Raw genomic sequence first — 16,455 nt, 5'->3', positions numbered from 1 at the left:
AGATGGTTTAAGAGAAAGTTTAAAAGCATTAGATTTAAATTTATTAGTTACTAAAGACTCATATGCCTCTCCTACTGTTACTTCTTTTATCCCTCACGATAAAGACGAATTAACATATATTAAATCAACACTAAAATCAAGATTTAATATTACTATTGCTGGTGGTCAAGGCAAACTAAAAGGAACCATTTTGAGAATTGGTCACATGGGAAAAGTGTCACCTTTTGATATTTTATCTGTTGTTTCAGCTTTAGAAATCATTCTTACAGATTATCGTAAAGTCAATTATATTGGCAAAGCTACGCTAAAATTTACGGAGGTAATTCAACATGACGCATAATATTTTAGTTTCAGATCCAATTTCAGAAAAAGGTTTACAAAGTTTAATCCATCATCCTGATTTTAACGTTGATTTTAAGTCTGGTTTAACTGAAAAAGAACTTGTCGATATTATTCCTAACTATCAAGGGTTAATCGTACGTAGTCAAACTCAAGTCACAGAATCTATTATTAACCATGCTTCAAACTTAAAAGTTATTGCAAGAGCCGGTGTAGGTGTGGATAATATTGATATAAAATCAGCAACTCTAAACGGTATACTCGTTGTAAATGCTCCCGATGGAAATACGATTTCTGCTACTGAGCACTCAGTTGCTATGATTCTAGCAATGGCACGAAATATACCGCAAGCTTACACATCACTAAAGAATAAAGAATGGAATCGTAAAGCATTTAAAGGAGTTGAATTATATCAAAAAGTATTAGGCGTCATTGGAGCAGGACGTATTGGTTTAGGTGTAGCAAAAAGATTAAAAAGTTTTGGTATGACTGTTTTAGCTTATGACCCTTTTTTGACTAAAGAAAAAGCAGAGCAACTTGGAATTGAACTAGCAACAATTGATGAAATTGCTCAACGTTCAGATTTTGTTACCGTTCACACACCATTAACACCTAAAACAAAAGGTATTATCGATGCTCATTTCTTTAATCAAGCTAAACCAACGTTACAAATTATTAATGTAGCTAGAGGCGGAATTATTAATGAAAACGACTTGCTTAATGCCTTAAATCAACATCAAATTGCTAGAGCAGCATTAGACGTATTTGAAAATGAACCTCCTCTAGATTCACCGCTGCTCGATCATAAAAATATTATTGTAACTCCTCATTTAGGTGCATCTACGATTGAAGCACAAGAAAAAGTAGCTGTATCAGTTGCTGAAGAAATCATTGATATTTTAGAAAATGGTAATGTTACAAACGCAGTCAATGCACCTAAGTTAAACTTAAACCATATTGATGAGAAGACACAACAATGGCTTCGTATTAGCCAGCTTTCAGGTGAATTGGCAATTCAATTATTAGATGATGCGCCTAGAGAGATTAAAGTGACTTTTAACGGAGAACATGCTAAAAAAGAAGCTGATTTAATTACTCGATCAATCGTAACGTCAATTTTAAAACAAAATTTAGGTGAACGCGTGAACTTAATTAATGCTATTGCATTATTAAACGAACAAGGTATCACTCATCATATTGAAAATCGTGCTTCACAGGGGACATTCAGCAATTATATTCAAATTAATTTGATAAGTGAACATGAAGAGGTGAAAATTGGTGCAACTGTAATAGACGGATTTGGTGCACGTATTGTAAGAATTAATGATTATTCAGTAGATTTTAAACCTAATGCTTATCAATTTATTTCTTATCATAAAGACTTACCAGGAATGGTAGGTTTAACAGGTCAACTACTCGGTAAACATGATATCAATATTGCTTCAATGTCTTTAGGAAGAAGTTCTGAAGGTGGACAAGCAATGATGATTCTGTCAGTAGATCAACCTATTACTCAACAAGTTATTAAAGAATTATATGAGATTGGTGATTTTGATAAAATCTACGGTACAACTTTATCAATATAATAAATAAGAAAGGAACGACGATAATATTCGGCGTTCCCTTCTTTTTATTATTTATTAAGTAGAATATGTCTAATGTCACAAATATGATTAACAATATAATCAGCACCATGTTGCTCTAGCTCTTCTTTTGCTCCTTTCCCACTTAAACCAGTTAAAGTACCTATAAATGTTGCCCCAATCGTTTTAGCACACAATAAATCCGCTAATGAATCACCAACAATAAATACATCATCCTCATTAACAATATGTGTTTGATTTTGAATATAGTGCAAATAATCTCTCTCATTGTTTCCATAAAGAGTTGCAATATAACTAAATGGATTAGGTTTACCTAGTGACCCTTCTTTTGGAAATACTGACTCAGCTTTCAATACTTCACTCGCTGTAACAATATGCTTTTCATTAAAAAAAGTTTTAAGACCAAAGGATTCAAATGGAACAATGGTTTCTGTTCTTGGTCTACCAGTTGCAATGGCAATGTTAAAACCTGCTTGTTTTATATCATTTAATAAAGTTTTAATTTCTTCCACAGGACGTAAGATCATTTCTTCATAAATAAAACCAGATTTAGGAATAGACAAAGGAGTAAGTTTTTCTACTTTTTCATATAAAGTTGTTCCTAAATACCATTCTTGATATACTGCTCTAGCTAAATTCCAAAGTGGACTTTTTAAATTAAATAATTTAGCATTTTCAATATTTAATTGATCTTTTGCATAACCTTCTAATTCAAGATAAATATTCTCTTTACCACTTTGACTATTTTGAATAAATTTTAACGGTACTGCATAATTAACTTTAAATTGATCATTATAAGATTGTAATTCACGTAGAGTCTCAACTGAAAACGTTTCAACATGAGTCACTTGTCTAATTGTTTCTGAATCCAACTGTTTCAAGAGATGGATGAAGTGAATACTAAATACAACAAATAGCATATCCCAGTTAGAATTAAGGCCTAAAGATTTTAATTGATTTAAAATTTGATCATTTAAAAATACTCGTGTTCTTATATCTTCAATTAATTCATCATTCATATAATTAAAATTTTGAGCGCTATCTAAACCTAAAAAGTCATCACTCTTTAATAGTTCTTCTACTGTTAAGGCAGATACATCAAAGCAACGTTCTTCACTTAAAAACACACCATCTACATCAAATAAAATTGATTTCATCGACATCTCTCCATTTTTTGACTATTCTGATACTTATAATCATAACGAACATTTATATAAAGTCAATGTAATAAAAATAAGAGCCAATGCTTAAAATCTAGCATTAGCTCTTTTATATAAACAATATTTATCAATAGGACTATAGTGTAACAAATGATTTGGACATATATTGTCGCTTTTATTGTTTCTATTGAATTATTTCAACTGTTTTTCAATTTCATCTGCTACCTGTTGAACATGTGTACCAATAATTACTTGTGTTGAATGGTGGCCATTTTTCGTCACCCCAACAGCTCCAGCATTTCTAATTTTTTGTTCATCAATAATCGTATTATCTTTTAGTTCTAAGCGAAGTCGTGTAGCACAATTTGTTAAACTATCAATATTAGATTTTCCACCTAAACCTTCTAATATTTGTGTAGCTGGTTGATGATATTTTCCACTTTTTGATTTATCTGTAGTCGTCGTTTCTTCTACTACCGGATCAGCTAGTAAGTTATCACCACGTCCTATTGTATTTAAATTCAATACTTTAATCATAATTCTAAAAATAACATAATATAAAATAAAGAATACAATACCTTGAACTAATAGCATTAAAGGGTGATTAGCGATTGGATTAATTAGCGATAAAACATAATCAATTAATCCTGCACTAAATGAGAATCCCGCGGTCCAATGAAATAGAGATGCAATAAGTAATGAAAGTCCTGTTAATAAGGCATGTATGATAAAAAGTACAGGTGCAACAAACATAAATGCAAATTCAATTGGCTCTGTAACGCCTACTACAAATGCTGAAATAGCACTTGCTAAAAACCATCCCCATACTTGCTTTTGTTGCTTTGTCTCAGCACTGTGATACATTGCAAGTGCTGCTGCTGGTATACCAAACATCATAATTGGGAAGAAACCTGCTTGATAACGTCCTGTTATACCTTTTACTGCATCTACACCTGTTTGGAATTTACCAATATCATTAATTCCTGCTGTATCGAACCAAAATACTGCATTCAATGCATGATGTAAACCAGTAGGAATAAGTAATCGATTAAAGACACCATATAAAAATGCCCCGAATGAACCAAAACCTACTAACCATTCTCCAAATGCAACAATGCCTGAAAAGACCATAGGCCAAATAAATAATAGTATAACTGCTAATATGGTACTAAAAAATACAGTCATAATAGGTACTAATCGTTTACCACTAAAAAATGACAAGGCCATAGGTAATTCAACTTCACTAAATTTATTAAAAGAATATGCTGCAATTAACCCGATAATATATACCAAGAAATACATTAGAATTATCCATTTTTGTAAAGCCTAAGTTAACTGCTTTTTCTTTTATATTAAATAACGTAGCCACATTTTCTGGATTTAATACTTTCGTTACCATAGCATATCCTAACGCACCTGCCAAAGCAACCGCCCCATCGTTCTTTTTAGCCATACCAATAGCTACACCGATAGCAAAAATTAATCCTAATTGTCCTAAAATAGCTGTTCCTACAATTGAAAAGAACATGGCTACTGTGGGAAGAACATGAAGTGCGTTTAGTAAGTTACCTATCCCGGTTATGATTGCTCCTGCTGGTAAAACAGCTACAGGGAGCATTAACGATCTTCCGAGATTTTGAAAGAATTTAAACATCTTTTATCCTCCTTTATTTATTAAAAATTATATTTTTTATGTATTTAGTCCAATATATAATCTACCATATTTGTAAGCGGTTACGCTATATGTTTATTTTATATAAATAGACAATGTGATGACAATATAAAAAAGATACGCTCTAACCAATAAAGATTAAAACGTATATATATATATTTAATAAGATATTATAAGTGATTTTTATTATTGATTGAGATAATTAACTGGTATTTTACTTCAAATCCTTTTTTTATTAAATAATCTTTCCACATTGACTAAATAAAAATGATTAAAGTCAAAATAACAAGAACAATACATTAGATAATATATGGTACTAACGGAAAATAGATTTCTTAAAACTTGTCATTTTCACTCATGGTACTCCTATCATCCATTTATCAATTATTTATAAAAAAAGAAGATTCTCTATTTAGAAAATCTTCTGATGAATAATGCTATCAATATCTATTAAAGACGTGCTTGAATAAGATGAAGTTCATGTTGTAACTGTGCTGTACGTCTTTCTATTTCTTTAGTTAGAAAATCAATTTTTTCGTTACGCTTTAAATCTTTAGGTATGTCAGACTGATAAATAGGTTTACCAAATTTAATCATCGCTTGACCAGTGACTAAACCATGTAACTTCGTTGGTCCAACATAAGCAGCTGGTAAGATTGGTGCTTTACCTAGCATAGCAATCGTTGCAGCTCCACGTTTTAAAGGCGCGCCTTCAACTGAAGTTCTATGACCTGTTGGGAAGATACCTACTGTTTTATGATCTTTCAATAATTTAACAGGTTGCTTTAACGTACTAGGTCCCGGATTTTCTCGATCTACTGGAAAAGCATTTAAAGATCTTAAAAATTTGCCACCCCATTTATTACTAAATAATTCTTTTTTAGCCATATAATGAATTTCATTTGGAATTAAAGCTAATCCTAATAAAATTACTTCATTATAACTTTCATGGGTACAAGTCACAACATATTTACTATCTTTAGGAATGTTCTCTTTACCTACAATATGTAATGAACGTGCCATTTTTACGATTATTAATTCTAAAAATTTACTAATAAATTTATACATTTTGTCACCTACTTCTAAGTTTCTACACTTAGTCGATTTTATCATTAACTTATCACGTGAACAAGATTTTAAAAGATACATCTTAAGTCTGATAGCTATTTACTAGAAATATTTAAATATTTTCTTCATAATTGAGATAATGGTTAAAATAAATACGGAGGTTTCATATGACAGAATATAATCAATATTTTCAATCCAGTGATTATCAACATTCACGTCCACCTAAACCGAAATTTCCATGGTTTAGAATTATTATTATTGCTCTAATCGCTGGTATCATAGGAGCATTAATTGTTTTAGGAGTTAATCGACTTATGAATGGAGATGATTCAAATAGTAGTGGATCTCAAGTCCAACAGGCTACAAATGATAAAGGTGGCAATGTGTTAGACGGTAAAAGTGATAAATATAAATCGGTTAATGCCATGATCAAAGATGTCTCTCCTGCTATTGTAGGTGTCATCAATATGCAAAAGGTAACAAGTTTTGACGATTTATTACAAGGTAAATCAACTAAAGCACAAGAAGCTGGTATCGGTTCTGGTGTTATTTATCAAATTAACAACAATTCTTCTTACATCGTCACTAATAATCATGTTATTGATGGTGCATCACAAATTAAAGTACAATTACATAATGGTAAACAAGTAGAAGCAAAGCTTGTAGGTACAGATGCAGTTTCAGATATTGCAGTTTTAAAAATTGATTCTCAAAAAGGAATTAAAGCAATGAAATTCGCAAATTCTTCTAAAGTTCAAACTGGCGATAGTGTTTTCGCAATGGGTAACCCACTTGGCTTAGAATTTGCTAACTCAGTAACATCAGGTATTATTTCTGCAAATGAACGTACAATTGAATCTAATACCACTTCTGGTGGAACTAAAGTGAATGTGCTACAAACAGATGCAGCAATTAATCCTGGTAACTCTGGAGGTGCATTAGTAGATGTTAATGGTAATTTAGTAGGTATTAATTCAATGAAAATTGCTGCTGACCAAGTTGAAGGTATTGGTTTTGCAATCCCAAGTAATGAAGTAAGAGTTACAATTGAACAACTCGTTAAACATGGTAAAGTAGAACGTCCTTCAATTGGAATAGGGTTACTTAACTTAAGTGATATTCCAGATTCTTATAAAAAAGAATTAAAAACTGATCGTGATACTGGTGTGTATGTAGCAAAAGTTAGCCACTCTAGTGAATTAAAAGTTGGCGATATCATTACTAAAGTAGATAGTAAAAAAGTAGATGATGATACTGATTTAAGAACATACTTATATCAAAATAAAAAGCCAGGTGAAACCGTGAAGTTGACTGTTATACGTGATGGTAAAACTAAAGACGTATCAGTCACTCTTAAAAATCAAAAAGCAATATCTTCGCAATCATATAATTCTGAAGATAATAATAGTCAATTTATTCGATAATAAATAACGAGGTTAATCCAAAATAATGGATTAACCTCGTTTTCAATATATCCTTCTCAGATAAGATTATTTATAATTTACCATAAAGTATTTTTTCTTACCACGGCGAATAATTGTAAATTCATTATCAAATTTATCTTCATCAGTTAAGTTGTGATCAACAGACTGTTCTCTTTCACCATTAATATAAATTGCTCCGTTGTTTACATCTTCTCTTGCTTGTCGTTTTGAGGAAGCAATTCCAGATTCAATTAAAACATCAATAATGTTAGTTGTTGCTTTAGAAACTTCAACTTGAGGTACTTCTTTAAACCCTGCTTTGATATCTTTACTTGATAAAGATTTTAAATCACCTTTAAATAATGCTTCTGAAATTCTAATTGCATCATCAAGTGCTTCTTTACCATGAATAAATTCTGTTACATTTTCAGCAAGTGCTTTTTGAGCTTCTCGTAAATGTGGTGCTTCATCTCTAGATTGTTCAAGGCGATTAATATCTTCTTTACTTAAGAATGTAAAGTATTTTAAGAATTTAATAACATCTTCATCAGATTGATTAATCCAAAATTGATAAAATTCATACGGTGTTGTTTTTTCAGCATCTAACCAAACAGCTCCAGATTCTGATTTCCCAAACTTTTTACCATCAGACTTTGTCACTAATGGAATAGTTAAACCATAAGCTTCTGTTTGACCATACATACGTCGCATTAACTCAATACCACTTGTAATATTACCCCATTGATCAGAACCACCAACTTGAATTTTACAATTAAGTTCACGATTTAAGTGGCCAAAGTCAATTGCTTGTAAAATAGTATACGTAAATTCTGTGTATGAAATCCCATTTTCTAATCGTGATTGAATTGAATCTTTACCTAGCATATAATTGACACCTACATGTTTACCATAATCACGTAGGAAACTTATTAGTGAAATTTGACTTAACCAATCTTTATTATTAACGAGTACGGCTCCTTTATCTGTGCCAAATTCAAATAATTTATGCATTTGAGCGCTTAAGCCTTCGACATTTTTTGCTACTTGATCTTTAGTTTGTAATACGCGTTCTTCAGATTTACCAGATGGGTCTCCAATCATACCAGTGCCTCCACCAATAAGTACTATTGGACGATGACCATGTTCTTGGAATCGACGTAATGTCATAAATGGTAAAAGATGACCAATATGTAAACTATCAGCAGTTGGATCTGCACCACAATACAACGTTACTTGTTCTTTATTTAATAAATCTTCAATACCTTGTTCATCAGTTTGTTGATAAATTAAACCTCTCCATTGTAATTCTTCTAGTAATGCATTTGACATAGCTATATCCTCCTATAAAATTTATTTTTATTAAATAAAAAAGCACCCTCACAACAATGTAAGGGCGCTTATGCACGTTACCACCATACTTAACAATTCAAGTAGAATTGTTTACTCTATTAATGATACGCTCATTAATAAACGTTGAATAAATAAGTATGAGGTGTATTCATATATAAACACATGTTAGTTCACAGCATCCACTAACTCTCTGTTAAGTTAATTTATATATTACTTCTCCTCTTATTCAATACATATTGAATTGATAATAATTATAAAAAAACCTCTTCTAAAAGTCAAATATGCTAGATATGATATACTGTATTTAAATTTTAGGAGGACTACCATGAAATTATTATTTAAAGATGCTCAATTTAAAACGTTTGAAAAAAATTATAAATTTATAAAACATATTATGGTAGGCCTTTTGAGTATTGTAGTTTTAGGTTCTATACTTATTGTTCTTGGTACTGCCACTTATTTTCATCATCTCACTCAAGAAGCTTCAAATATAAGTGATACTGAATTAAAACATCGCGTACTACACTTTTCAGGTGATGAGATTTTGAATCACGATAAAAATATTTTAACTGAGTATGATCATTCTCAAAACTCTCTCATCGTAGGTCCAAAACATGTAAATTCAAACGTAATTAAAGCATTAATATCTTCTGAAGACACATTATTTTTTAAACATGATGGAATTTTACCAAAAGCGTTAATAAGAGCAATGATACAAGATGTTTTAAGTTTAAATTCTCGTTCTGGCGGAAGTACAATTACACAACAATTAATAAAGAATCAAGTCTTATCAAATGAAAAAACATATAGTCGTAAGGCAAATGAAATTATATTAGCGATGCGTCTTGAAAAAATATTATCTAAAAATGAAATTATTTATACATATTTAAATATTGTACCGTTTGGACGCGATTATAATGGTGCAAATATAACTGGAATTGCGTCTGCTTCCTATAGTTTATTTAACGTTCCCCCCTCCAAGTTAAATGTTGCACAATCTGCTTATCTTGTTGGCTTATTGCAAAGCCCTTATACGTATACACCGTATGAAGATAATGGTGATTTGAAGTCTTATAACGAAGTTAAAATTAGTATTGACCGTCAGCATTATGTATTAAAACGAATGCTAGTGGAAGGGGTAATCAGTAAAAAGACATATCAACAGGCAAAACAATATACTATTTATGATCATTTATTAACTAAGCCTCAATGAACCAATTAATATCTTATATCACACATTATATTAATTTAAATGATTTATGAGTATTGAATTTAAGAACCTTTTAAAATAAATATATGATAGTAATAACACAAAATATCGATATATCATTTAAATTACCTGAAATTCGTTTTTTACTTGGTTTTGTTGCTAAATCGCTTGTTTTTTCACATGCAATTTTACCAACAAAATGATGAAATTTGTTGGTAAAACAAAAAAAACGTCTGAGACAGTAAATGTCTCAAACGCTTTTTTTAATCTAAATTAGAATAATCCTACTGCATGACCTTCATCAGTGACGTCCATGTTTAATGCCGCTGGTTTTTTAGGTAATCCCGGCATTGTCATAATTGCACCTGTTAATGCAACAATAAATCCAGCGCCTGTTTTAGCTTCTAATTCTCTGATAGTTATATCAAAATCAGTTGGTGCACCTAAAGCGGTTGCATCATCACTAAATGAGTATTGTGTTTTAGCCATACAGATTGGATATTTGCCCCATCCATTGTCGGTAAATTCTTTTAATTGTTTTTTTGCTTTTTTACTGAACATTACTGAAGAACCACCATAGATTTCTTTTACAATTGTTTCAATTTTTTCTTCTAATGATTGATCTAAATCATACAAGAATTTAAATTCTTGTGGTTGATCGATGACTTCAAGAACTTGATTAGCAAGATCAACGCCACCTTTACCGCCTTTTCCCATACTTCTGTTAAGGCAATTCGTACATTATTTTCTTTAGCCCAAGCTTTAACTGCCTCAGTTTCGTCTTCAGTATCATGTACAAACGCATTTAAAGCAACCACAGGTTCTACTCCAAATTTTCTAATATTATTAACATGACGCTCTAAATTAACAATACCAGCTTTAACTGCTTCAACATTTTCTTCTTTTAGATTATCTTTACCAACACCTCCATGCATTTTTAATGCACGAACAGTAGCTACTAGGACAACTGCAGAAGGTTCAAAGCCCGCTTCACGTGCTTTGATGTCTATAAATTTTTCAGCGCCTAAATCTGAACCAAATCCTGCTTCTGTAACAACAATATCTGCTAAATCACGTGCAGTTTCAGTTGCTAAAATCGAGTTACAACCATGAGCTATATTAGCAAATGGTCCACCATGTACAAGTGCTGGTGTTCCTTCAATAGTTTGTACTAAATTAGGTTTAATTGCATCTTTAAGTATCATTGCAAGAGCGCCTTCAACTTTTAAGTCTGCAACAGTAATTGGTTTACGCTCACGAGTATAACCAACTGTAATACGACTGATTTTTTCTTTTAAATCATTAATATTACGAGCTAAACATAAAATCGCCATTATTTCAGATGCTACAGTGATATTGAAACCATCTTCACGTGGAACACCGTTAGTTGGTCCACCTAACCCAACAATGACATTACGTAATGCACGATCATTCATATCAAGTACACGTTTCCATTCAACACGACGTACATCAATTGCTAAATCATTACCTTGATGAATGTGATTGTCTATAAATGCTGATAATGCATTATTCGCTGTTGTAATTGCATGGAAATCGCCGTTAAAGTGTAAATTAATATCTTCCATAGGTAAAACCTGCGCATATCCCCCACCAGTGGCGCCACCTTTAATTCCGAAAGTTGGCCCTAAAGCAGGTTCACGTAAAGCAACCATTACATTTTTATTTAACTCATTAAAAGCATCAGCTAAGCCTACTGTTACAGTTGATTTACCTTCACCAGCTGGTGTAGGGCTCATTGCAGTTACTAAGACAACTTTACCTTTTTCTTCTTTTGATTGAACTTGATTAATATCAATTTTAGCTTTGTAGTGTCCATATTGCTCTAAAGCATGTTCAGGTATTCCTGCTTTTTTTGCAATGTCTCCAATTGGTTTTAATTCTGATTGATTAGCAATATCTAAATCTGATAAATGTGCCAAATTATTTCAACCCCTTGTTTAAAATAAATTTTATGTAATAAGATATTTAGAAATAACTACCAAATCATCTTACTACTTTATAATAACTAACAAACAAATATATGTCGAATACTTGATAGCGTTTACAAAATATTTAATTTCATTCAAAATAAATTTAGCAATATTAAAAGGTTTACATAATTATATTATAGTAACTTATATATTAAAAAAGGATAAAATTATTCATTTTATCCTTTTTTCTACATTACTTTATTTAGTAGTATTTCGATATTCAATTCTATGTGGCAAAACTACATTAGGTTCTGCAATGTCTTCTTCATTCATAAATTTAGTAAGAAGACGCATACCTACTGCTCCGATGTCATACAATGGTTGAATGACACTAGATAGTTTAGGTCTAACCATTTCTACCAAACGCGTATTATTAAAACTAACGATTTGTAGTTCTTCTGGAACTTTTATTCCAGCATCAAGAGCACTATGCAAAATACCAATTGCTTGTTCATCACTAATAGATAATATAGCATCAGGTAAATTATTTTTTAATTTTTCAAAAACATTCACTCCGTCTTTATAGCTTTCTGAACCTGATAATTCTATAGTGTTATTTAACTTTAATTGATGTTTGTTTAAAGCATCTTTCAAACCACTTAGTACATCTTCTTGAGCCTTTTTAGAATAATCTCCACTTACAAGTACAAAATCTTTTGCGCCTGTTTTAATAAGTTGTTCTGTAACTTCTCTGGCAGCTTTAGCAAAATCGATATTAACAGATGCGATATTGTCATCTTTACCATTTGTTCCAGATACTACTACTGGAACTGAAGAATGATTAATTAAATCTTTGATTTCATCAGAAATTGTACCACCTAAAAAGATAATGCCATCTACTTGTTTACTTAACAAATTATTAAAAATTTCTTTTTCTTTTTCTGAATCATTATCTGAATTAGAAATGATAGAGTGATACTTATACATTGTTGCAATATCTTCAATACCTCTAGCAAGTTGAGAATAATAAATATTAGAGATATCTGGTATAATAACGCCTACTGTAGTTGTACGTTTACTAGCTAGTCCTCTTGCAACAGCATTTGGTCTATAATTTAATCTTTGAATAACATCATTTACTTTTTTACGTGTTTCTGGTTTTACGTTTTGATTGCCATTAACTACTCGTGATACAGTTGCCATAGATACACGAGCTTCTCTAGCTACATCATATATAGTTACCGTCATAATTTCCTCCTTGTAAGCGTTTCATTTATTATTATAACGTGTTTTCATTTCATTTTCAAAGTTTATCATAAATTGGTTATGTGTCAAATATATAAGACTTATATTCACAATTGTGTCAAATTTTAGTTAATAGATTTAATAAAATCAAAATAAAACTATTCGTTTTAACTAAAAAAGAACAATATAGAAGTTAAATATAAAACTTTCTATATTGCCCTATATTTTAGTAAAATGAATAGCTAGTAAATTAAAGTATGATGTTTTATTTAAGTTGTTTAGAATTGTACATGTCAGCTAATGGCTTTAATTCATTATAAAATTTATCAAATTCATTTAAATCCATTTGTTGACCACTATCACTTAAAGCTACTGATGGATTTGGATGTACTTCTGCCATTACTCCGTCTGCACCCACTGCAAGTGCTGCTTTTGCAGTCGGTAACATAATATCCTTACGTCCTGTACTATGTGTAACATCTACCATTACTGGTAAGTGAGTACCTTGTTTTAAGATAGGTACGGCAGAAATATCAAGTGTATTACGAGTAGCTTTTTCATAAGTACGAATACCACGTTCACATAGAATAATATTTTTATTACCTTGAGAAGCAATGTATTCAGCTGCAAATGTAAATTCCTCAATAGTAGCTGATAAACCACGTTTTAATAAGATTGGCTTATTTGTACGTCCAGCTTCTTTAAGTAATTCAAAATTTTGCATATTTCTTGCACCAATTTGGAAGACATCTAAGTATTCATCAGCAATTTCGAAATCAGCTGGATTTACAATTTCACTAACAACATTAAGATTGAATTTATCTTTAACATTTTTCAATATTTTAAGCCCTTCAATTCCTAATCCTTGGAAATCGTATGGTGATGTTCTTGGTTTAAATGCACCGCCTCTAATGAATTTCTCACCTTTGGCTTGTAAATCACGAGCTACTGCATCAACTTGTTCTTGAGATTCAACAGAACATGGACCAAATACAAATGATTTATTTCCATCACCAATAACTCCACCGTTATCAAATTTTACAATTGTATCTTCCGGTTTTAATTTTCTTGAAACATATAAGTGTTTTTCATTTTCTGATTTTTGTAAATCAGTAGACGCTTTAAAGATTTCTTTAAACAATTGTTTAATTACATTATCATTAAATGGTCCGTTATTACGATCCATTAATTCATTAATCATTTCTTTTTCTCGTTGAGGGTCATAAACTTTAGTACCTTGCTTAATTTTTTCTTCTCCTATTTTTTGGGCTAATTCCCCTCTTTTTGATAATAAGTCTAGAATTTGATTATTAATTGAAATTATCTCTTCCCTATATTGTTCTAACTTTGTAGACATTCATACTCACCTCAATAAATTTTACTATACTGAATTATATTACTTTAAAGCGGTAAAATAATTGTATTTAGATAGTATTCTAACAATTACATTAAAAATATTCAACTATAAATCAAATAAATTTTCTGATATTTCTGAATTATTAAAATTAATATAATTAATAATACTATATAAAGAATTAAAAGAGCAATGTAAAATATTACACTGCTCTTTTAAAAAGATTAATCATTAAATGTACGTTTTTCTATTTTACTATTTGCTTTTTCAGCTCTTTGTTGTTGCTTTGGCGTTTTGTTTTTATTTTGATTTTTGCGATTCTGATTTTTACGTTTTTGATTATGTTTTTTATTTTTTTGAGTTGAATTTGATTGAGATGGTTGATGTTGGTGAGTAATAACTCCTTTTTCAAATTTAGCATCATGGTGAGTTTGTTTATTTTTTGTTATTTCTTCATCTTTATTAAATGACTTATGATTTTTAGTTATCAAATTAGGCACTTTATCATATTTAGAAGATGTTATTGGTGCCTCCTCAAATAATTTTCGAGTATTACTTGCTACATCTTTATTATCTTTTAACTTAGTTTGCTTAGTTCTAGCTGCCGATGCAATTTTAGAAGCTTGTGACTCATTTTCGCTGTTTTGAGTTTGATGACTTCTTGCTGGATTAGATAATTGATTTATTGCTGATTCATTTTGAATTGCACGATGTTGTGCTGCAAGTGCATCTGTTTCTTCTTGTTTTTCATCTTTAGCGATTGCTTCTTTTTTGGCTTCTTGTATTTCTTGCGCTTGTGGTGATTCGTCTGCTAAATTACTTGATGTTTCTGATTGAATTGCTCGACGTTGTGCTGCAAGTGCATCTGTTTCTTCTTGTTTTTCATCTTTAGCGATTGCTTCTTTTTTGGCTTCTTGTATTTCTTGCGCTTGTGGTGATTCGTCTGCTAAATTACTTGATGTTTCTGATTGAATTGATCGACGTTGTGCTGCAAGTGCATCTGTTTCTTTTTGTTTTTCATCTTTAGCAATTGCTTCTTTTTTGGCTTCTTGTACTTCTTGCGCTTGTGGCGATTCGTCTGCTAAATTACTTGATGTTTCTGATTGAATTGCTCGACGTTGTGCTGCAAGTGCATCTGTTTCTTCTTGTTTTTCATCTTTAGCGATTGCTTCTTTTTTGGCTTCTTGTATTTCTTGCGCTTGTGGTGATTCGTCTGCTAAATTACTTGATGTTTCTGATTGAATTGCTCGACGTTGTGCTGCAAGTGCATCTGTTTCTTCTTGTTTTTCATCTTTAGCGATTGCTTCTTTTTTGGCTTCTTGTATTTCTTGCGCTTGTGGTGATTCATCTGCTAAGTTATTTGACAACTCAGCTTTAATAGCATTTTGTTGTGCTACAATTTCTTCCGCACTATTATGTTCATTATTAAAATAATTATTTTCTTTTACTATAGTTTCAGCCTTGGCTTCTTGTATTTCTTGCGCTTGTGGTGATTCGTCTGCTAAATTACTTGATGTTTCTGATTGAATTGCTCGACGTTGTGCTGCAAGTGCATCTGTTTCTTCTTGTTTTTCATCTTTAGCGATTGCTTCTTTTTTGGCTTCTTGTATTTCTTGCGCTTGTGGTGATTCATCTGCCAAGTTACTTGATGTTTCTGATTGAATTGCACGACGTTGTGCTGCAAGCTCATCGGAAGAAATACCTGTATGTTTTCTATTTTTTAAGTCTTCAATTTTATGTCTTACATTATCAATTGTTTCTTCTGTTTGTTGTTTAATACTATAATAATTATCTTTAACTTCTTGTTCTTTTGCTTTTAAATCATCAATTTTTTGGTTTGCTTTATTTTTAGTTAAAAGTCCAATAGTTGAGCCAATAATTGCACCAGTAATAAAGCTAACAATAAAACGTTTACGAGACTTAAATCTCGGATCATTATAATAAGTTTTATAATCAATCTCTTGATTAGTATCACGAGTAGCTTGATTTGAGAATTTTGGATGATTATAACTCTCATAGTCATCACGATTATAATGTGGTGTATTAACAAAGTTGTTTTGGTCTAATTGATTTGCGCCACGACCATGTAAGTCATTAC

Annotated in this window: 9 protein-coding genes and 3 pseudogenes; 4 read left to right on the top strand and 8 right to left on the bottom strand. The window is 31.1% G+C overall.

All coding sequences use genetic code 11. From position 1 onward, the window contains the following. Positions 1 to 340, top strand: a pseudogene (locus HMPREF2930_RS11380) (alanine--glyoxylate aminotransferase family protein); the annotation flags it as partial. After that, positions 330 to 1,925, top strand: coding sequence for a phosphoglycerate dehydrogenase (gene serA / locus HMPREF2930_RS02520; protein WP_017176105.1), 1,596 nt, complete (start codon positions 330 to 332; stop codon positions 1,923 to 1,925). The pseudogene HMPREF2930_RS11380 and the gene serA, both read left to right, overlap by 11 nt. 47 nt (positions 1,926 to 1,972) lie before the next feature. Here the strand turns inward: serA and HMPREF2930_RS02515 are convergent, their stop codons facing one another. From HMPREF2930_RS02515 to HMPREF2930_RS02505, 3 genes and pseudogenes are all read right to left on the bottom strand, one after another. Next, positions 1,973 to 3,100: an HAD family hydrolase gene (locus HMPREF2930_RS02515; protein ID WP_017176104.1), complete on the bottom strand. Its 1,128-nt coding sequence runs from the start codon at positions 3,098 to 3,100 to the stop codon at positions 1,973 to 1,975. Between the two features lie 195 nt (positions 3,101 to 3,295). After that, a pseudogene (gene nagE / locus HMPREF2930_RS02510) lies at positions 3,296 to 4,757 on the bottom strand (N-acetylglucosamine-specific PTS transporter subunit IIBC). Positions 4,758 to 5,225: 468 nt separating this feature from the next. Beyond that, positions 5,226 to 5,843, bottom strand: a complete 618-nt coding sequence (locus HMPREF2930_RS02505) for a lysophospholipid acyltransferase family protein (RefSeq protein ID WP_017176102.1) — start codon at positions 5,841 to 5,843, stop codon at positions 5,226 to 5,228. Between the two features lie 167 nt (positions 5,844 to 6,010). Here HMPREF2930_RS02505 and HMPREF2930_RS02500 point away from each other — a divergent pair, with 167 nt between their 5' ends. Continuing rightward, positions 6,011 to 7,267, top strand: coding sequence for a S1C family serine protease (locus HMPREF2930_RS02500; protein WP_017176101.1), 1,257 nt, complete (start codon positions 6,011 to 6,013; stop codon positions 7,265 to 7,267). A gap of 66 nt (positions 7,268 to 7,333) precedes the next feature. Here the strand turns inward: HMPREF2930_RS02500 and tyrS are convergent, their stop codons facing one another. Then, positions 7,334 to 8,596 carry a tyrosine--tRNA ligase gene (gene tyrS / locus HMPREF2930_RS02495; RefSeq protein ID WP_017176100.1) on the bottom strand — a complete coding sequence of 421 codons (1,263 nt, stop codon included), beginning with the start codon at positions 8,594 to 8,596 and terminating at the stop codon, positions 7,334 to 7,336. A 346-nt stretch (positions 8,597 to 8,942) separates the two neighbouring features. Between tyrS and HMPREF2930_RS02490 the strand changes: the two genes are divergently transcribed. Next, complete coding sequence (locus HMPREF2930_RS02490) at positions 8,943 to 9,830, top strand: transglycosylase domain-containing protein (RefSeq protein WP_017176099.1); 888 nt, start codon at positions 8,943 to 8,945, stop codon at positions 9,828 to 9,830. Between the two features lie 270 nt (positions 9,831 to 10,100). Here HMPREF2930_RS02490 and HMPREF2930_RS02485 read toward each other — a convergent pair. The 4 genes and pseudogenes from HMPREF2930_RS02485 to HMPREF2930_RS11730 all read right to left on the bottom strand — a co-directional run. Continuing rightward, positions 10,101 to 11,767, bottom strand: a pseudogene (locus HMPREF2930_RS02485) (formate--tetrahydrofolate ligase). Between the two features lie 249 nt (positions 11,768 to 12,016). Then, on the bottom strand, positions 12,017 to 13,006 hold the full coding sequence (gene ccpA / locus HMPREF2930_RS02480) for a catabolite control protein A (RefSeq protein WP_017176097.1): 990 nt from the start codon (positions 13,004 to 13,006) through the stop codon (positions 12,017 to 12,019). 262 nt (positions 13,007 to 13,268) lie between these two features. Next, positions 13,269 to 14,360 carry a bifunctional 3-deoxy-7-phosphoheptulonate synthase/chorismate mutase gene (locus HMPREF2930_RS02475; RefSeq protein WP_002448300.1) on the bottom strand — a complete coding sequence of 364 codons (1,092 nt, stop codon included), beginning with the start codon at positions 14,358 to 14,360 and terminating at the stop codon, positions 13,269 to 13,271. Positions 14,361 to 14,581: 221 nt separating this feature from the next. Further along, the coding region (locus HMPREF2930_RS11730) for a hypothetical protein (RefSeq protein ID WP_070597227.1) at positions 14,582 to 16,455 on the bottom strand (1,874 nt) is incomplete at its 5' end.

Origin of the sequence: Staphylococcus sp. HMSC068C09, assembly GCF_001813735.1 — a bacterium.
GTDB classification, from domain to species: Bacteria; Bacillota; Bacilli; order Staphylococcales; family Staphylococcaceae; genus Staphylococcus; species Staphylococcus hominis.
Note: the sequence above shows the minus strand (reverse complement) of the source record. Positions and strands in the feature narration are given on the sequence as shown.